This is a genomic window from Dysgonomonas sp. 37-18, assembly GCF_001899125.1.
Lineage (GTDB): Bacteria > Bacteroidota > Bacteroidia > Bacteroidales > Dysgonomonadaceae > Dysgonomonas.
Window position 1 is genome coordinate 131,409 of the sequence record NZ_MKVC01000010.1, and the last position, 17,873, is coordinate 149,281.

Sequence of the window (17,873 nt, forward strand, 5' to 3'; positions counted from 1 at the left end):
TAACACTATAAAAATTAGCACGAAATGGGAGATACTCCAAATTGCCCTGCATGCAGCATGGAAAATACATATTTTGATGGTACTATGTTTATTTGTCCCGACTGTTTTCATGAATGGACAGGCGAAGCAAAAGCAGAATCAGACGATATGACACCACGAGACAGCAACGGCGCAGAGCTACAAGACGGAGATGCGGTTACAGTAATCAAAGATCTGAAAGTAAAAGGATCATCGATGGTAATAAAAAGAGGTACGAAGGTAAAAAGTATCCGCCTTACAGAAGAACCCACTGAAGTGGATTGTAAGATAGACGGATCGAGCATCGTACTTAAAACATGCTTCCTGAAGAAATAAGAGCCTGCTAGCCCTTCGGATATTAAAATAAATAAAAGATATTTTTTTCTTTGCGTCTATTTTTTAACCTAATATAAGTCTTTTTTATAGGGAGGACTATATAACTTTGCATTCATTATGCAGTACAGCCTATTCCCTCAATATAAATATAAATTTTTCAGCCTGGGTAGTGGTAGCAGTGGTAATTGCTACTATCTGGGAACGAGTGAATATGGTGTGCTCATCGATGCCGGCATAGGGATACGTTCCATACAAAAAGCCCTTCGCGAATACGGTGTCTCATTCGATAAAATCATAGCCGTATTGGTAACCCACGACCATGCTGATCACATCAAAACAGTGGGATGCCTGGGTGACAAATACAACATCCCTGTTTATGCAACGGAAACCGTACATAACGGGATCTTAAGAAACAGAGCTGTACGAGCAAGCTTGGTGCACTCAAGAAAGATTATAGAAAAAGAACAAACATTTTCTATCAGGGAATTTCAGATAACCGCCTTTGACGTTCCTCACGACAGTATAGAGAACGTAGGTTATCACATTGAGTTCGACGAGCAAACGTTTGTATTAGTAACAGATATCGGACGGATTACCGATACGATAAAAGAATATGCCGCGAAGGCAAATCACCTGGTAATTGAGGCCAACTACGACGAATATATGCTTCAGGCGGGTAAATATCCTTACTATCTGAAACAACGTATAGGCAATGGCATGGGGCATCTTAGCAACCGTTTATCTGCCCAGTTTATTGCAAGCATATACAGCGAAAATCTTCAAAACATCTGGCTTTGCCACCTCAGCCAAGACAATAATCACCCCGAAATAGCTTTTAAAGCCGTGGAACAAGCCCTCTATGACAATGGAGTGGTAGTAGGCAAGAACGTAAAATTAGAAACACTGAGCCGCTATAAAGTGTCGGGACTGAGAGAGTTTTAAGAGACATCTTACTAGCGTTGAATATCACCTCTCTATTTTATTGAAGACTCGGCTTCAAATATGAAAAAAGTAAGATAGCAATAATCGCAGAAAATCTGTTACTTTTGTTACATCTTAGTAAAAGGGAGAATTGCATGAAAACAATTAATATAAAAGGAGAATTGCTAGAACTGTCGCAACCTATTGTGATGGGGATATTGAATATTACTCCTGATTCATTTTTTGCAGAGAGCCGCAAACAGGGTGAACAAGAAATTGTTGCCCGTGTAGCAGAAATATTAACACAAGGAGGCAAAATTGTGGATATAGGAGCACAGTCTACACGCCCTTCGTCTACATTATTGTCCTCAAAAGAGGAGATAGAACGCCTAAAACCGGCACTGAATATTATAAATAAAGAATTTCCCGACGCTATTCTCTCGGTTGACACATTCTATAGCGATGTCGCTCGTTTTTGTGTAGAAGAACATGGTGTTGACATTATAAATGATATATCGGGAGGTGAAATGGACAAAAATATGTTCGACACCGTTGCTTCGCTCAATGTTCCTTATATTCTTATGCACATGCGAGGCACACCTCAAGCAATGAGCCAATTGACAGATTACGACAATCTGATTCAAGATATTTTTTACTACTTCTCTAAAAAGATAGCCGAACTACACCTCAAAGGCGTAAACGATATTATAATAGATCCGGGTTTTGGATTCAGTAAAACCATCGACCAGAATTATGAGTTGATGGCTTCATTGAAAGGCTTCTCTATTTTTGAGCTTCCTTTACTTGTTGGTATTTCCAGAAAGAAAATGATCTATAATTTAATAGACTCAACAGCCGAAGAAAGCCTTAATGGCACATCCATACTAAACACTTTCGCCCTACAGAACGGGGCTGACATCTTACGTGTGCACGACGTAAAAGAAGCAGTAGAAACGATAAAAATTACAGAAAAATTAAAAGGGTACAGCTTATAGCAAATACCCTTTTCTGATTTTATCATTTTGGACTTATCCTTTTGAAGCGTTCCATTGTTCTCAATACATCATTTACATAGCGTGTCGTTTGTCCGGCTCTGAAGTATCCACTTTTACATACAGGGTCATTATAATATTCAGGATTTCCTTTCAGCTCCAAATATTTCTTCACATTCCCTTCCCATATATAAGGGTTAGCGCCATATTTTTGAGCCAAAGCCTGCGCATCATTTATATGCCCATTTCCTCCATTATAAGCTGCAAGCAAGAATTTCTCGCGCTCCTCTATGCTACTCACTTTACCAAATATTTTGTCTAGTCTATCGAGTAGCTCTACGGCAGCACCTATACTTAAATCGGGATTCATCCGGTCTTCACTTTTCAGACCAAGAGACGCTGCTGTGCGTGGCATCAATCCCATTATTCCGGCAGCTCCCGCCCATGAAGTAAGATTATTTTGAAAACGAGACTCATGATAACATATCGCTGCCAAAAAACGCCAATCGTACTTTGTTCCTTTAGCATGCTTTTTAAACAGTTCGTCATAAATAGAAATTGCGCCCTTAGGTAAATTCTTCGGGATTTCGTACTCACCCTCGAAAGTCTGCTTACTCAGCTCGAAATACTTTTTAGTAATTCCTTTATAAACAGGAGTATTCCCATTCTGCTGGAACCATTCATTTAATGCTTTTGCCAACTGGGGAGAATCTTTCCGCACAGCCCATGATGAGCGTTGGTCGAAACTGATCTGAAGCGATATATCTATATTGCGATAATATGTTTTGTTCAACTTGGCAATATATTCATCACATATTGTATATTTTATCTTTCCTTGAGATACCATTTCGATGAGGTCTTCACTGGTAATCGTATCCTCATTTACAGGATGAATGTTGATACCTCCTCCCAGTTCGGAATTCAGATTTAGCAAGCGTTGATAATATTTTGTGTTGTCTTCTACATAGACCTCTTTGCCGATCAAGCCCGTTACATCTTTTATTATAGTATCTCCCTTATTTGCCTGTTGGATTAATACCTGATGGGTTATTTGTTGCAGTCCGCAATATAGGATAGAATCTTTAAGTCCTGTCTGTATAGGTACAGCATAGGCGATGAGGTCGCCTTCACCATTATTCAGCATCTGCACAAGCTTAGTTGTATTCTCCGCTACCTTTACTTTCAATGTCAGCCCATAGTGGTCGCAGAAATCCTGAGCGAGGTCATAATCATACCCCATAGGCTCTTCTTTGTATATAAAGTAAGATGTAGAGGTGTTGAGCGTAATAATGGTTAGTTCCTTCTTTTGTTTGATCTGCTCAAAATCATAGGGAGTCTTCTGTTCTTTCTTTTTACAGGCCGAAAAGAGACAAAGAACTATCAGTACATATATACAACAGAATTTTCTCATGTTTTTATCAGTTGAGATTTAGGTATTATATATAATTAATCTTATTATAAAAATAAGATCAGGCTATCTTCGTATCTGTTTATATTCTGTAGCTCTCCTGTTTAAGAAGTACTGAACGAACCGAAACGAAGGCTTCCAATTTTATGAAAACCTCCGTATCAATTCCTATTTTTTATTATCAAAATTTCATGTCTTGCGAAATCATACTTTCAACTTTCGCGTTATATTCTTCAATTACACTATTTACTACATCTCCGGCTGTAGGAAGGTCTTCAATCAGTGAGCTAACTTGTCCTATCTCAAGTTCGCCTTCCGAAAGGTCTCCTTCAAAAATTCCTTTCTTAGCACGCCCACGTCCTAAAATTCCACGCATTTCTTCTGCTGTTGCTCCTCTGTCTTCTGCTTCCTGAACTGTAGTATAAAAATCATTCTTTATTAGTCGGGTAGGACTAAGTTTTTTCAATGAGAGAATGGTATCCCCTTCTTTAAGATTTATACACAATTCTTTAAACTCCTTAGAAGCCGAACTCTCCTGTGTAAGAGCAAACCGAGTACCCATCTGAATCCCTTCCGCCCCTAATGCGAAAGCAGCTAACATAGCACTGCCCGTCCCTATCCCTCCGGCTGCAATAAGAGGGATCGATATGCTTTTCCTTACTTGCGGAATCAGCACCATTGTAGTAGTCTCTTCACGTCCGTTATGCCCTCCGGCTTCGAACCCTTCAGCTACTACAACATCCACTCCTGCCTCTTCACATTTTAATGCGAATTTAGAACTGGAAATAACATGTGCCACTTTTATTCCATTATCTTGAAGCTTTTTAGTCCAAAGCTTAGGATTACCTGCCGATGTAAATACAATCTTCACCCCTTCGGATACAATAATATCCATAATCGCTTCTATGTCAGGATACATTAATGGCACATTCACACCAAAAGGTTTATCTGTAGCTGCCTTACATTTTTGTATATGCTCGCGCAATGTTTCGGGATGCATAGACCCGGCTCCTATAAGCCCAAGCCCTCCGGCATTACTGACTGCCGAAGCCAAACGCCAACCACTACACCAAACCATACCTCCTGATATAATCGGATATTTTATACCAAATAAAGATGTAATTCTATTATTCATTCTTTTCATTCAATTTGTTACGTATTGCAAATTTAGGAAAATATTGAAAATGGAAGTATAATCCAAAGACTAAAGCTCACTCTTTTTGTTCAATATAAGATTACAACGTACTTTTATGTAAATAAATTATCTTATAATAGAAGAAGTGCTTCGTTCCTATATATGACAAGCAAGGATAAAGAGAGCAGAACAAATTCAGAAAGTGACAATAGATAAGGGTCTAAAAAGTGTCACTTTTGTCACCTTTTGCTTTATTGTTAGAATCTGTTGAGTAGAATATATAGGACTTTCAAAAAACTAACAAATTAATTGCATATATTTGAACAGCCAATCATTCAATACATTATCATTGCTATTTATGAAAAACATATTATCAAAATTAAGCTATTTATTATTAGTCGTTGTATTTATCTCATGCGGATCTAAAGGACAAAAAGAGACCGGATGGACATCTTTGCTTGATAAAGATTTGTCGAAATGGGATATGTATCTGAGTTACGAGATGAAAGACAACTACAACGGCAGAGTTCCATTAGATGCAAACGGAGACACAATCAAACCTATAGGATATAACAACAACTATAAAAATGTATTTACGGTAATACAGGACGGTGACGAACCAATATTAAAGGTTAGCGGGGAAGTTTACGGATGTGTTTTCACAAAGGAAAGTTATAGAAATTATCATCTCCGACTAAAGATGAAATGGGGAAGTCAGAAGTGGGAGCCAAGACTCAATAAGTCTTTGGACTCAGGAATATTATACCATTCCATCGGAGAGTGTGGCGCCGACTATTGGAGAACATGGATGACAAGTCATGAATTTCAACTAATAGAAACCGGAACTGAGGGCAGCAGTGGAGACTACTGGTGCATAGGTCAAACTCAAATGGATGTTCGTGCCCGAAAAGATTCATCGAGAGTCGTATTCGACAATGCAGCTCCCTTAATCCCGATCGGAGTTAACTCTCCTTACGGCTACTACTGCGCAGCAAAAGGCACAATAGAGAGACCTAAAGATGAGTGGAACGACATAGAGCTTATATGCTACGAAGGCAAAAGCTTACATATTGTAAACGGCAATGTAGTAATGGCATTATCCAACCTTCGCCACCTGGACAATGGAGAAACAAAGCCATTGGTAGAAGGCAAAATACAATTACAGAGCGAAGCCGGAGAAGTATTCTATAAAGACATTGAGATCAAAAAGATAAAAGAACTCCCAGCAGAATATCAGCAGTATTTCAATTGATAATAAGAAGGAAAGGAATGCTATCTTTATTTTGTAGCTTTAGACTTTTTATAGATAGCCTGCAATTTCTTATTATTAAGCTCTATGCTTAGAGTAGACTGACTAAGATCTTTCTTCTTTTTCCTATCTGAATAAGTCACTTCCTTCTTCACAGGCAATGTAATAAAACAAACGCCTTTGTTGTCAAGAATAGCTTCTATGGAGTCTGTAACAGGAGTGTAAAGCACGCTGCGTATTTTATCTGCTTTACGACCTACTGTCAATGAATCTGCGATATGCTTGCTCAATAGGTTTTTAGAGGTATAGAATTGACTTAAGGTATCTACTGATAACTTTTGCATTCCCTTACTGCTAACAGTAGACATGGCACTAAAGAAATCTGTCAAGGTTTTCTTCACTTCATCCAGATCTTTTCCTTCGAGCGTTTTCAGCTGACTAAGATAGTCGTAACGTTCCTGAGCCAATGCAATGTACTCTCCATCAATCCGCCCAAGTTTTGAATTCTCCAGATAAGCCAAATAGACATCTGCTGAATTTTGAGCTTGAGCTGCAATCCAACTTAACGAATCTATCACATGCCGAATATCTTTTAGATAAGGCGTTTCAGGATGATCTTTGAGAAAAGCAAACAGGGCATCTATATCATTTGATCTTCTGAGCTTTTCCCAAGCTTTTCGTTCGTTGTCACGTAGTTCTACAATCTTTTGATAAGCCTCCTCACTGTATTTCCCTTCGGGGTATTTCACCAAGTATTTAGAATATCCCAAAGGCGTATTTTCTTCGATACACTTGTTCCAATATGCAGTTTCAGTTGCCAACGTATTCAAATTCTGTTGACGCAAGTAGCCCCCTATCACCCCAACTATCATGAAGATAATGAGCCCCACAAAGAAGAATATTAACAGCTTCTTATTTTTACGGAAAAATGTATTCTTATCCTCCGCCTCTGTCGAAGGTGAAGTTTCATCTTTATCTAAAGCATTGTCTAAATTATTTACTTCACCTTGATCGGCTTCTTCATGAAGCTCTGGGGATATTACTGCCTCTTCATCTGCCGACAGCAAACCTGAGGGGTAAGAATTTTGTGCAATTTCCTGACAGTCACGACAGAATATTTCACCATCTTGTGTATCTTTACCACAAAGAGGACATTCATTATTGCCACTATCTGACATAACTATGTTGTTTTATTGTTTATTCTCAGCATGTAAACAATCATTTCCGAGGTTTGTTTACTTATCTCATTTTCTATACATCCTCAATTGTCATGAGGCGATTTTTATTGTTACTAAATTACAAAACTTTTTTTGATATTGACTGTTTCTAATATTGAATATAAGACATGTTACAAATTTACACAATTCGTACTCAATAAATATTTATATGTCATGGACGTGATCGCTATTATAGAAAAATATTATAAGAAAGATTCTGATTTATATAAGATACTGATCAGACACAGCAAAGAGGTAATGAACAAAGCCCTGGAGATCGCAAAGAAACACCCAGAACTAAATGCTGATATTCAGTTTATAAAAGAAGCCGCCATGCTTCATGATATAGGTATTTTCCTTACCAACGCTCCTTCTATCGAGTGTAATGGAATAGCACCGTATGTGTGTCATGGATACTTGGGACGTGAGTTATTAGATGCCCAAGGATATCACCGTCATGCATTGGTTTGTGAAAGACATACAGGCGTGGGCATTTCTCTCGAAGAAATAAAAGCAGAGAACCTGCCTTTACCGCACCGCAATATGCAACCAATGAGCATTGAGGAAAAGATTATTTGTTTTGCCGATTGTTTTTATTCAAAGACAAATCTGGGAGTAGAAAAGTCAATAGACAAAATAAGAAAAGGTTTAGAAAAGCATGGGATAAACTCCGTTAAAATATTTGATGAATGGAGTCTTGCCTTTTTATAAAAGAGAAATTATTTTTCAGCCAGATACATAGAGCAAACACCAAGCGTATAAGTCTTGTATATTGCTTTTCGGAAACCATTTTTCAATAGGGTCTCTGTCATATCTTTTCCCTGAATAAAAGCTTCTATTGATTTTGGTAAATAAGAGTAGGCTGTTTTATCTTTTGATATCAATCGCCCAACTGTAGGTATAAATAATCTAGAATACAACCAATATGCTTGCTTCATGGGAAAATGTTGGGGAGTACTAAGTTCTAAAATCATCAACTGACCTCCCGGCTTAAGAACTCGTAGTATTTCTTTCAATCCCTTGTCTAAATCTTCGAAGTTACGAACACCAAAAGCCACAATTGCGGCATCAAACGAATTATCTTCAATACTCAAAGCCATACAGTCTTGCTTCTCGAAACTTATTTTATCAGATAACCCCGCCTTTGCTACTTTTTGACGCCCAACATTCATCATGCCTTCAGATATGTCGATTCCCAGTATATGCTGAGGAGATAATATATCATAAGCCTGTATAGCGAGGTCTCCTGTACCGGTAGCAATATCCAGTATATGTTGAGGGTTATTCTTTTTAAGCATAGACAAGCCCTTCTTACGCCAGCCTATATCTATACCCATCGACATTGTATGGTTTAGGGTATCATAGTTTTCGGCGATGGAATCGAACATCCGTTCGACTTGTGCTCCCTTATTCTCTGTAGAGGAATAAGGCACTACTTTTTCGGCTTTATAGCTCATTATCTTTTATGGAATATAATTGAAGTAGACTTCAGTTGAAGATCAAGCATTCTTGAGATAGAAGAAAGTATCTTCATCTTGAATTTCCTGTATTTTAGTTCTGTTCCCCTCTGCAATAATTCTGAATGGATCGGTTGAGTTATCAACCAAAAGCCAGTAATCGGAGATAGGAATAAATAGCGAAAATAAGTTTCGCATTCCTGCAAAGTAGCGTCTTACTACAACATCATCAGGAACATGATGCCCTCCAAAACGCACGCGCTGCTCTACCCTTTTTATTGCCAATTCTGGCGATTCGAGCCAAAAGTATATAAGTGTTACAAAATAACCCTCAGCTTGCGCACGTCTGATAAAGTTGACGTACGACTTGGTCGCCAATGTTGTCTCTATAGCAAAGTCTTCCTGAAGACGCATCATTTCGTTCATGCGCATAAGCATGATACGACCGGCTTCAATAGCGACTTTCTCCGGCTGAAATGGAGACAATCCTTTGGCTATTTCATCGGCGTTGATAAACTCTTTACAATCGAGCATTTCAGGAAACATGGCGTATGATGCGGTTGTTTTTCCCGCACCATTACAGCCAGCTATAATATAGAGATTTGGCATCCGTTTCTATCCTCTCTTTTTTAGATATCTGCTAATGTTTTCTTCGATACGTTCCGAAACATTGCTTACATCTGCTTTTATAAACGGTTCTCCAACTATCTTTTCGTATAGTTCGATATAACGTTCCGATACACTATTGCAATATTCCTCTGTCATCTCCGGAATAGTCTGTCCTTCTTTACCTTGGAATCCGTTATCCATTAACCATTTGCGAACAAATTCTTTAGATAGTTGTCGTTGTTCTTCTCCCTTTTCAAACAGATCTTGATAAGTATCAGCGTAAAAATAGCGAGAAGAGTCTGGTGTATGAATTTCATCTATTAAGAAAATCTTTCCATCTTTTTTACCGAATTCATATTTTGTATCTACTAGAATCAGTTTTTTTTGTGCAGCCATTTCTGTACCGCGTTGGAAGAGTGCATAAGTATATTTTTCAAGTTGCTCGTATTCTTCTCTACTTACTAATCCTTGTGCAATTATCTCTTCTTTAGATATATTTTCATCATGGCCTTCATCTGCCTTTGTTGTAGGAGTAATGATCGGGGTAGGAAATTTTTGATTCTCTTTCATCCCCTCAGGAAGTGACACTCCACAAAGAGTTCTTGCTCCTGCTTTATATTCACGCCAAGCGCTACCGGTGAGATAACCACGAATTACCATTTCTACTTTGTACGGCTCGCAACGCAACCCTGTTGTTACCATAGGGTCAGGTGTTGCCAATTTCCAGTTAGGAACAATATCGGCTGTAGCATCCAGAAATTTCGCAGCAATCTGATTCAGCACTTGTCCTTTGTATGGGATACCTTTTGGTAACACAACATCAAAAGCCGAAATACGGTCTGTTGCAATCATCACTAATAGGTCGTCACCTACAGAATATACATCCCTTACTTTTCCATGATAGACATCTGTTTGCCCATTAAAATGGAAATTGGTATTAACTAGAGTACTCTTCATTTGATTTAATTTTTAATTTCCATGTTTATAACATATAAACGCCAAAGCCGTTCATTTTCCTAAGTATATTTATTTCTTTATATTCTTATCTTTTCATTAGAATATCTTTATCCATTTGTTTATCAACGATAAACAAAATCCGGATTACTCTCTCCAAAGGTAATAGAACTATGTTAAAAAAACAATGGCAAAAGAAAGAATAAGAGACTTTTTGTAAGAATTAATATAATTTCAATTTATCGTTTTTTCTTCTTTCAAATTTATATTCTTTACGCTTCTTTTTTTAGAATTTATACCCTAACGATAAACATACTCCCTTATTTTTAAATCCTCTATCATTGAGAAGAGAACTCAATTTAGTGTCTTTACGACTAATATTTGTGAGACCATATTCAAAATCAAATCCTATAGTATATTTCTCAAATTCAAGTCCTGAACCAAACCTTATGCCAATATCTAATTTTTTAAATCCATTTTCTCCAAATGAATCTTGGCTAGTATCAACATCTTCACCTTCGGCTTGCTTATGAGTTATCTTTAGCCTTGTTTTACCTCCTATGCCGTAGGCGAAATAAGGTCCGCCATGAAAATACAGACTAATATTTTCCTCTATTTCAGGTTTATAAGCAATTAAAAAAGGCACCTCTAAATATCTGAGTGTGAAGTTTTGCGTCCACTGCCTTACTCCCCCTTCCAAAACTTCGGAACCTTTGTATACTACGCCCTTTGTTGTAAGGCCGACTTCTGTCTGCAAATAAACGTTGTCTCTAAACTCATATTCAGCGGTCAATCCAATCTGATAACCGGCATGTAATTTTTTGCTGATTTCCGGAGCTACACTTAGTACTCCACTATACAAATTACCTCCACCTCTTATCCCAAATCGGAAAGGGGGCTCATCCTGAGCAAACAAAGAAGTAAAATAAAGCAATAGAAAGATCGTTGAAAAAAGTCTTGTTGTGGTCATATAGTTTTTCTGATTATAAAGTTTCGTTCAGAAGGATCGAGACGTGTTTAGGTACTAAAGATTAAATATACTATAATTTTATATCTACATTCTCAGCTTTACCTAATCTGTATTTGTTGTATGATTATGAATCTTCTATTATATGAAAAAGTTCATGATAGCCTTTTCAATAATTCAAATAATATAAATATCTTTTTGCAAAGTAAATAGTTGTCTTTAAATATAATAAACTATGGTTGTAACGTTTCTAATTCCTTTATCCACAAAGCCACAGAAGCATCACTTGGCATCCGCCAGTCACCACGTGGAGACAAGTTTACTGACCCTACCTTCGGACCATCAGGCAGACACGAACGCTTAAACTGCTGAGAGAAAAACCGCCAAAAGAAGGTTCTAAGCCATTTCAATATCTCCTGATTAGTATATTGCTCTGCAAAGGCATGCTTAGCTAGAAAATATATTTTTGAAGGAGGAAACCCAAATCTCAACACGTAATATAAGAAGAAGTCATGCAATATATATGGTCCTACCACATCTTCTGTCTTTTGCAAGATCTCTCCGTTTTCATCCATAGGAAGCAGTTCGGGACTAACAGGTGTATCCATTACATCAAGAAGTATAGCTTTAGACGACTCATCCATATGTGTATCGGCAATCCATCCTACTAGGGTGCGAACAAGCGTCTTCGGAATACCCGTATTCACTGCATACATCGACATATGATCTCCGTTATAGGTGCACCAACCTAATGCCAATTCCGAGAGGTCTCCCGTTCCTATCACAAGCCCATTCACTTTATTCGCATAATCCATCAGTATTTGGGTTCGCTCGCGAGCCTGAGAGTTTTCGTAAGTTATGTCATGGGTATTTACATCATGTTCAATATCCTTGAAATGCTGAATTACGGCATCTTTTATAGATATTTCTTTAATCGTTGTTCCTAACGACTGCATCAACTTAATTGCATTCGTATAAGTACGATCGGTAGTCCCAAAGCCCGGCATTGTGATACCGATTATATTCTCTCGGGATATATTCAGTTTGTCAAATGTCTTAGCTAAAACAAGCAATGCCAATGTAGAATCAAGACCACCTGAAACACCAATTACTGCCTTTTGAATAGAGGTATGCAGCATCCTTTTGGCTAGGCCGCTAACTTGTATTGAAAATATTTCGTCGCAACGTTCATTCAACGTACCATCATTTGTTGGAACAAAAGGTGTAGGAGATATAAATCGCCTCAATCCATATTTTTTTATGTCCGCTTTTTTATCCTTACCTAATTTATCTGAAATAGATTTTGATATAAGGTTTTTAGACACAAAAACGTCTCTAAACTCAACACCTTTTATAGCTGTATATTCAGACAAGGAAAATGATTTGTTCTTCAATCGATCAATGCGTAACCGATCAATATCTATATCTGCAACTGTAACTTTACTATCGAACGAAAAACGTTCTCCTTCAGCCAAAATCGAACCATTCTCTGCAATCATACTACTCCCGGCAAAAATTATATCGGTAGTAGACTCCCCATTGCCCGAGGCAGCATATACATATCCGGAAATGCAACGTGCCGATTGTTGGCTAACGAGAGATTTTCGATAAAGATGTTTACCTGTAGTCTCGTTACTTGCCGAAAGATTAAAAACCACCTCTGCGCCATTGAGACAAGAAATACTTGATGGCGGTATCGGAGTCCATAAATCTTCACAAACATCAATTGAGAAATTAAACAATTCCGTTTTAAAGATAAGATCAACTCCCACAGGAACAGAACGGTTACATAAGGTAATTGTTTTTTCTTTTAATTCTTCGGATGATGAAAACCATCGTTTTTCGTAAAACTCATTATAATTAGGCAAGAACGTTTTAGGAACAGCACCCATAACTCGCCCGCCACTAACTACTACCGCCATATTATAAAGTCGATTGGATACAGCTATAGGCAGACCTACCAACGCCACAATAGACAGATTGCCCGTAGCATCACAGATACGGTTGAGTGATTTCAAGGCTTCTTCAAGCAACAAACTTTGTAGAAAGAGGTCTCCGCAAGTATATGCCGTAATGGATAGTTCAGGAAAAACTATTGCCGAAATGTTATCTTCTTCAGCCTTATTTATGAGTTTTATGATTTCGTCAGTGTTGTAATCGCAGTCTGCAACTTTCAAAGCCGGAGAAGCTGCTGCCACCCTTACAAATCCGTGGTTATTCATACAAATATTATATTTTTACAAACTTACAAAAGTTTTTTATTAATCACTTATTATAAAACATATTTAGCCTGCATACTATTTTCTCTTTAACTTTTTTGATGCATCAAAAATTATTTACCTTTGTGTAATCCTAAAAAAGCAAATACTATGGACTTTAATATTGACATAACACAAATTCTGAGCGCATTCGTTGTGCTTTTCGTACTAATCGATGTATCCGGATCAATTCCTATATTTCTTGGTTTCAAAGGAGAGGGCAGAGACATAAACCCGCTACAAGCTGCGATCTATTCTTTTATAATAATGACAGCTTTCTTATTTGTGGGCAAATGGGTACTTAACATGTTCAATGTAGAAGTTTCATCCTTTGCCGTTGCAGGAGCATTGGTCATATTTATCATCTCGATAGAAATGATATTTGGGGTCGAAATATTCAAGAATGATGCACCGGGAGGATCAAAGACTCTTGTTCCGATTGTATTCCCTTTAATAGCAGGGCCGGGAACGTTTACTGTGCTACTATCCATGCGTGCAGATTATGATGTATCGAATATAATTATTGCCTTATTTCTTAACATGATAATTGTATTTCTTGTACTCAGGTATCTGAAGGTAGTAGAAAAGCTGCTGGGATTAGGAGGAGTATATGTGTTGCGTAAATTCTTTGGAGTCATCGTAATGGCAATATCAGTAAGCCTGTTTACCTCAAACATAAATACCCTGATAGAAAGCCTCAGCGGTAAATAATACATGAGCTGGAAGGATTATCTATATATCCATAAGGGAGATAGGATAGCAATCATATTATTACTAATCCTTATCGTTATCTCGGGTGGAATATACATTCTCGTTTCCATTCAGAAAGAGAATGATAAAACCATCTGTCCTGAATCCGAAAGAGAATTTGAAGCATTTATAGAAAAACTAAAAGACAGGGATTCAACAAACTCCTATGCACAAGAAAACCATATACAGAAAGACAGCACACATTACACTGAATACACTCATCAGGAGAAGTTAAAAACCGGTGAAACAATAGAGATAAATAGTTCCGACACGACTGATCTAAAGAAGATACCCGGCATAGGGAGTGCTTTTTCCAACAGGATAGTAAAATACCGTAATCTATTGGGTGGATACAACAATCTGAATCAGTTGAAGGAAGTATGGGGGATGGACGATGATCTATTCAAGAAAATCATACCATATCTGAAAATCACGCCCAATACTAAAAAGATAAAAGTCAACACAGCCTCTTTTGAAGAATTGAACAAACACCCATATATCAAATACAAACGGGCCAAAATCATCATAGATATACGAGAGCGAAAAGGCAAAATAGAGTCTATAGACAGATTGTCTTTACTCGAAGAGTTTACAGATGCCGATACAAAAAGGCTAACACCCTACTTGTCATTTGATTAAAACAAAAAAACAGTAAGAAATCTTACTGCCTTCACTAAATAAATATAATAAGCCAAAACTTATTTCACTATTACCTTTTGGGCAACCTTTCCGGCTTTCAATATATATATGCCTTTAGGAAGTTCAATATTGCACACACCTAGATATGTTCTTAGGTTTATGCTTCTTACCTTTACACCCAATATACTATAAACTTCAAGATAGCCGGCCGTTGGAATATTTTCCATTGTTACTTTAGAGATACCATTGATCACAACCTCTAAAGTCATCGTATTATCTTGCTGTTCACCGGCAGTACGAAATGGGTCTGAAGGAAACTCCGCCCTAGCCGAATTGGCTGATAAAGAGAGCCCTGCAAACAACGCAATGAATAATATTTTTCTAATTCCTGCCATTAATCATACTCCTAATAAACGCAAATATAGATATTAAAGCTTATAAAAGAATAAAATAGAATAAAAAAAACCTTGTTTTTACAATTTTTCACGTAACCCTTCGTTAGCAAGAATTGTATTCGGAAAAATTTTCCTTGCTTCATCCAACAAAATCTGATTATCAGGGTATCGTGCCGAAAAATGACCAATCATCATTTTTTTTACATTTGCCAGCTTTGCTATCTGTGCAGCCTGAGACGCAGTAGAGTGCCCTGTGGCCTTGGCTCTTGTAGCATCTTCGTCTACAAAGGTAGCCTCATGATAAAGCAAGTCAACCCCCTCTATAATAGGCACTATCTTTTCATTGTAAGCTGTATCTGAACAATAAGCATAAGAACGTGCAGGCTCGGAAGGAATTGTCAGATGCGAGTTAGGAATAACCTTTCCCTCTTCTGTTATAAAATCAGCACCCTTTTTTATATTAGCTAATTCCCGAATGGGGATATTATGAAACTTTATCATCTCGGGAATCAAGTGCGCTTCCTTTTGCTTCTCCCGAAAAAGGAATCCGGCGCATGGAACACGATGCTTCAGGGGAATTGTAGTCACAGAAACAGAACGATCATCATATATTAGCTCACTCTTTTTAGGGTCAAAAGTTTCTATCTTCACCTGGAAAGGATTATCCTTACAGAAGAAGTCAATTTCGGGGCGCAATATTTCTTCCAGTCCCGCAACGGAATATATCGTAATATCACCCGTACGCCCAAGCAGCCCTAATGTAGAGATCAGCCCGATAAGACCAAAACAATGGTCGCCATGCAGATGGGATATAAAAATACTATTAAGCCTCCCAAAACGCAGTTTGCTTCTCCTAAACTGCAACTGTGTACCCTCCCCACAGTCTATCATAAAGAGTTTATCTCTTATGTTCAACACTTGCGATGAAGGATTATGCAGAGTAGTTGGAGTAGCCGAGCCACAGCCTAGTATATCGAGTTCAAACTTCTCCATTATTCGATATGTATAAGCTTATGAACTTGTAAGCTCAGCTTCCACTGTGAGTTCAACTTTATTTGTTCTACGCAATAGTCTACATTCTCCAAGTTGATTTTGTCTGCATCAAAAATCGGACTTAAAAAATAATTGTCGGCCTTTGGAAAAATAGAAGTATCAGGAATTGTATCTCCTACTTTAACAGGAATTCTTATTTCGTTTACTACAGGAATCCTGCTTTTTATCGTTTCGTAATCTTGCTTGGGACTACATGTAATATAATCTATCAAGGATGGCACAAGGCGCGTACCATTTGTCTCTATTGCTTGTTTATAGCCGTGCTTCCTGAAAACAGCAAGATATTCATCTTTGAGCTGGATAGTCGGTTCTCCTCCTGTCCATATAATCCACTTACAAGGATACTGTTTTATCTCTTCCAGTATTTCATCTATAGTCATCACATCGCCGTCGGCAAAGTCTGTATCACAAAAGCTGCAAGCGAGATTACACTTTGTAAGCCTTATAAATATAGAAGCCTCTCCGCTACGCCCCCCTTCTCCCTGCAAGGAGTAGAATATCTCATTTACTATCAGCTTCATATATTGCGGTCGTTTTTGGTGTTTCAGAAACTTCTACAGCATACAACTCAGGAATATCCGCCACAAATGTATCATACAGATATCGGGCAATATTTTCTGCCGTAGGATTAAAGGACAAAACATCATTTAAGTGCCTATGGTCGAGTTTCTCGTCAATATATTTCTTTACACTGTCTAGTTCTCTATAATCTTTTATAAAGCCTACTTGATTCAATTCCTTTGATTTCAAATGCACGGTAATAACATAGTTATGCCCGTGTAATCGGGAACAAGGATGCTCCTGAGGGAGTCCCTCAAGAATATGTGAGGCCGAAAAAGAGAACTGTTTGCTTATTTTGTACATGTACCTTATTCTAAATTTATTAAATACTAAAAAGTGACAAAAGTAACACCTTTTTCGTTGATTTCATTTGTTACCTTTTTTTATCAAAATTACAAATAACCTTTCAAGAGACTATCCTCATATCCATACTTCTATTAATAGATAATTATTAGAAAGAAATGTATCTGTTCGAGTCAGTTTCTATTCGAGGTATTTATTTCAGCTTTTTGCAAAAACATCGACTAGTCTCAACATTTTCATATTGATCATAATTAGGTATTTGCACATAGCCGCTTTTCTCATAAAGCCTTATCGCATCGGAGAGTTTACAACTGGTTTCGAGAATGCAGACTGAATACCCCAACTCTAAAGCCCAAACTTCCAATTCCTTCAATACATTTGAAGCAATCCTTTTGCCGCGATATTCCGGTCTTACAAACATTCGTTTTACTTCCATCGTATCTTCCGAGTACTTTTTAATTGCTCCGCACCCGACAACTATTCCTTCCGAATAAGCAAGAACGACATTCTTTATAGCTTCCACACCGTTATACTGACTGCATATCGTATGAGCCTCCCTATCCATTACGTCTAGTTCCGCATCGAGATATGGTATAAGCTCGATAAAATCTTTATTGGACGAATCAGTTCTGGTTATTGTCATTTACTTAT

Annotated in this window: 20 protein-coding genes; 7 read left to right on the forward strand and 13 right to left on the reverse strand. The window is 37.7% G+C overall.

Translation table 11 applies throughout. The features are described from left to right. Nucleotides 1-24: 24 nt before the first annotated feature. The 3 genes from BGO84_RS04345 (at nt 25) to folP (ending at nt 2,270) form a co-directional block, all read left to right on the forward strand. Nucleotides 25-354: a zinc ribbon domain-containing protein YjdM gene (locus tag BGO84_RS04345; protein WP_135105494.1), complete on the forward strand. Its 330-nt coding sequence runs from the start codon at nt 25-27 to the stop codon at nt 352-354. A gap of 117 nt (nt 355-471) precedes the next feature. Then, nucleotides 472-1,296, forward strand: a complete 825-nt coding sequence (locus BGO84_RS04350) for an MBL fold metallo-hydrolase (RefSeq protein WP_291027908.1) — start codon at nt 472-474, stop codon at nt 1,294-1,296. Nucleotides 1,297-1,430: 134 nt separating this feature from the next. Further along, nucleotides 1,431-2,270, forward strand: a complete 840-nt coding sequence (folP, locus tag BGO84_RS04355; protein ID WP_283685431.1) for a dihydropteroate synthase — start codon at nt 1,431-1,433, stop codon at nt 2,268-2,270. 22 nt (nt 2,271-2,292) lie between these two features. On the opposite strand, the gene BGO84_RS04360 is transcribed toward folP, so the two are convergent. After that, nucleotides 2,293-3,678: a transporter substrate-binding domain-containing protein gene (locus BGO84_RS04360; RefSeq protein WP_291027910.1), complete on the reverse strand. Its 1,386-nt coding sequence runs from the start codon at nt 3,676-3,678 to the stop codon at nt 2,293-2,295. A gap of 178 nt (nt 3,679-3,856) precedes the next feature. Beyond that, nucleotides 3,857-4,810, reverse strand: a complete 954-nt coding sequence (locus BGO84_RS04365; RefSeq protein ID WP_291027912.1) for a nitronate monooxygenase — start codon at nt 4,808-4,810, stop codon at nt 3,857-3,859. 358 nt (nt 4,811-5,168) lie between these two features. Between BGO84_RS04365 and BGO84_RS04370 the strand changes: the two genes are divergently transcribed. After that, nucleotides 5,169-6,062, forward strand: coding sequence for a DUF1080 domain-containing protein (locus tag BGO84_RS04370; protein WP_291027913.1), 894 nt, complete (start codon nt 5,169-5,171; stop codon nt 6,060-6,062). Nucleotides 6,063-6,088: 26 nt separating this feature from the next. Here BGO84_RS04370 and BGO84_RS04375 read toward each other — a convergent pair whose 3' ends face one another. After that, a complete protein-coding gene (locus tag BGO84_RS04375) occupies nt 6,089-7,237 on the reverse strand; it encodes a hypothetical protein (protein WP_291027914.1) in 1,149 nt (382 codons plus the stop codon). Nucleotides 7,238-7,450: 213 nt separating this feature from the next. On the opposite strand from BGO84_RS04375, the gene BGO84_RS04380 reads away from it, so the two are divergent. Then, nucleotides 7,451-7,987, forward strand: a complete 537-nt coding sequence (locus BGO84_RS04380; protein ID WP_291027915.1) for an HD domain-containing protein — start codon at nt 7,451-7,453, stop codon at nt 7,985-7,987. Nucleotides 7,988-7,995: 8 nt separating this feature from the next. Here BGO84_RS04380 and ubiE read toward each other — a convergent pair whose 3' ends face one another. The 5 genes from ubiE to BGO84_RS04405 form a co-directional block, all read right to left on the reverse strand. Continuing rightward, a complete protein-coding gene (gene ubiE, locus BGO84_RS04385; RefSeq protein ID WP_006841759.1) occupies nt 7,996-8,733 on the reverse strand; it encodes a bifunctional demethylmenaquinone methyltransferase/2-methoxy-6-polyprenyl-1,4-benzoquinol methylase UbiE in 738 nt (245 codons plus the stop codon). A 42-nt stretch (nt 8,734-8,775) separates the two neighbouring features. Next, nucleotides 8,776-9,342 (reverse strand): zeta toxin family protein, encoded by a 567-nt coding sequence (locus BGO84_RS04390; protein ID WP_006841758.1) that lies wholly within the window; start codon nt 9,340-9,342, stop codon nt 8,776-8,778. A gap of 6 nt (nt 9,343-9,348) precedes the next feature. Then, a complete protein-coding gene (locus BGO84_RS04395) occupies nt 9,349-10,299 on the reverse strand; it encodes a phosphoribosylaminoimidazolesuccinocarboxamide synthase (protein ID WP_291027918.1) in 951 nt (316 codons plus the stop codon). A gap of 283 nt (nt 10,300-10,582) precedes the next feature. Then, nucleotides 10,583-11,266: a porin family protein gene (locus BGO84_RS04400; RefSeq protein WP_291027920.1), complete on the reverse strand. Its 684-nt coding sequence runs from the start codon at nt 11,264-11,266 to the stop codon at nt 10,583-10,585. 230 nt (nt 11,267-11,496) lie between these two features. Further along, entirely contained in the window at nt 11,497-13,485 is a 1,989-nt protein-coding gene (locus BGO84_RS04405) for an NAD(+) synthase (protein ID WP_291027922.1), read from the reverse strand. 147 nt (nt 13,486-13,632) lie between these two features. Between BGO84_RS04405 and BGO84_RS04410 the strand changes: the two genes are divergently transcribed. Both BGO84_RS04410 and BGO84_RS04415 read left to right on the forward strand, forming a co-directional pair. Continuing rightward, on the forward strand, nt 13,633-14,232 hold the full coding sequence (locus BGO84_RS04410) for a MarC family protein (RefSeq protein WP_252638010.1): 600 nt from the start codon (nt 13,633-13,635) through the stop codon (nt 14,230-14,232). A gap of 3 nt (nt 14,233-14,235) precedes the next feature. Continuing rightward, nucleotides 14,236-14,910: a helix-hairpin-helix domain-containing protein gene (locus BGO84_RS04415; protein WP_291027924.1), complete on the forward strand. Its 675-nt coding sequence runs from the start codon at nt 14,236-14,238 to the stop codon at nt 14,908-14,910. Between the two features lie 59 nt (nt 14,911-14,969). On the opposite strand, the gene BGO84_RS04420 is transcribed toward BGO84_RS04415, so the two are convergent. The 5 genes from BGO84_RS04420 to BGO84_RS04440 form a co-directional block, all read right to left on the reverse strand. Then, nucleotides 14,970-15,305: a T9SS type A sorting domain-containing protein gene (locus tag BGO84_RS04420; protein WP_291027926.1), complete on the reverse strand. Its 336-nt coding sequence runs from the start codon at nt 15,303-15,305 to the stop codon at nt 14,970-14,972. Between the two features lie 78 nt (nt 15,306-15,383). Beyond that, nucleotides 15,384-16,298 (reverse strand): ribonuclease Z, encoded by a 915-nt coding sequence (locus BGO84_RS04425; protein WP_291027928.1) that lies wholly within the window; start codon nt 16,296-16,298, stop codon nt 15,384-15,386. Continuing rightward, a complete protein-coding gene (locus BGO84_RS04430) occupies nt 16,298-16,879 on the reverse strand; it encodes a 7-carboxy-7-deazaguanine synthase QueE (protein WP_283685444.1) in 582 nt (193 codons plus the stop codon). Before BGO84_RS04430 ends, BGO84_RS04425 begins: the two co-directional genes overlap by 1 nt. Beyond that, the gene (gene queD, locus BGO84_RS04435; RefSeq protein WP_283685445.1) at nt 16,860-17,222 is read right to left on the reverse strand and encodes a 6-carboxytetrahydropterin synthase QueD; all 363 of its coding nucleotides are present in this window, start codon (nt 17,220-17,222) and stop codon (nt 16,860-16,862) included. Before queD ends, BGO84_RS04430 begins: the two co-directional genes overlap by 20 nt. A gap of 193 nt (nt 17,223-17,415) precedes the next feature. Beyond that, complete coding sequence (locus BGO84_RS04440; protein ID WP_291027930.1) at nt 17,416-17,865, reverse strand: GNAT family N-acetyltransferase; 450 nt, start codon at nt 17,863-17,865, stop codon at nt 17,416-17,418. Nucleotides 17,866-17,873: the final 8 nt, after the last annotated feature.

Coding starts and splice junctions, on each gene's coding strand:
- BGO84_RS04345 (WP_135105494.1), top strand. CDS start 25: ATGGGAGATACTCCAAATTGCCCTGCATGCAGCATGGAAAATACATAT.
- BGO84_RS04350 (WP_291027908.1), top strand. CDS start 472: ATGCAGTACAGCCTATTCCCTCAATATAAATATAAATTTTTCAGCCTG.
- folP (WP_283685431.1), top strand. CDS start 1,431: ATGAAAACAATTAATATAAAAGGAGAATTGCTAGAACTGTCGCAACCT.
- BGO84_RS04360 (WP_291027910.1), bottom strand. CDS start 3,678: ATGAGAAAATTCTGTTGTATATATGTACTGATAGTTCTTTGTCTCTTT.
- BGO84_RS04365 (WP_291027912.1), bottom strand. CDS start 4,810: ATGAATAATAGAATTACATCTTTATTTGGTATAAAATATCCGATTATA.
- BGO84_RS04370 (WP_291027913.1), top strand. CDS start 5,169: ATGAAAAACATATTATCAAAATTAAGCTATTTATTATTAGTCGTTGTA.
- BGO84_RS04375 (WP_291027914.1), bottom strand. CDS start 7,237: ATGTCAGATAGTGGCAATAATGAATGTCCTCTTTGTGGTAAAGATACA.
- BGO84_RS04380 (WP_291027915.1), top strand. CDS start 7,451: ATGGACGTGATCGCTATTATAGAAAAATATTATAAGAAAGATTCTGAT.
- ubiE (WP_006841759.1), bottom strand. CDS start 8,733: ATGAGCTATAAAGCCGAAAAAGTAGTGCCTTATTCCTCTACAGAGAAT.
- BGO84_RS04390 (WP_006841758.1), bottom strand. CDS start 9,342: ATGCCAAATCTCTATATTATAGCTGGCTGTAATGGTGCGGGAAAAACA.
- BGO84_RS04395 (WP_291027918.1), bottom strand. CDS start 10,299: ATGAAGAGTACTCTAGTTAATACCAATTTCCATTTTAATGGGCAAACA.
- BGO84_RS04400 (WP_291027920.1), bottom strand. CDS start 11,266: ATGACCACAACAAGACTTTTTTCAACGATCTTTCTATTGCTTTATTTT.
- BGO84_RS04405 (WP_291027922.1), bottom strand. CDS start 13,485: ATGAATAACCACGGATTTGTAAGGGTGGCAGCAGCTTCTCCGGCTTTG.
- BGO84_RS04410 (WP_252638010.1), top strand. CDS start 13,633: ATGGACTTTAATATTGACATAACACAAATTCTGAGCGCATTCGTTGTG.
- BGO84_RS04415 (WP_291027924.1), top strand. CDS start 14,236: ATGAGCTGGAAGGATTATCTATATATCCATAAGGGAGATAGGATAGCA.
- BGO84_RS04420 (WP_291027926.1), bottom strand. CDS start 15,305: ATGGCAGGAATTAGAAAAATATTATTCATTGCGTTGTTTGCAGGGCTC.
- BGO84_RS04425 (WP_291027928.1), bottom strand. CDS start 16,298: ATGGAGAAGTTTGAACTCGATATACTAGGCTGTGGCTCGGCTACTCCA.
- BGO84_RS04430 (WP_283685444.1), bottom strand. CDS start 16,879: ATGAAGCTGATAGTAAATGAGATATTCTACTCCTTGCAGGGAGAAGGG.
- queD (WP_283685445.1), bottom strand. CDS start 17,222: ATGTACAAAATAAGCAAACAGTTCTCTTTTTCGGCCTCACATATTCTT.
- BGO84_RS04440 (WP_291027930.1), bottom strand. CDS start 17,865: ATGACAATAACCAGAACTGATTCGTCCAATAAAGATTTTATCGAGCTT.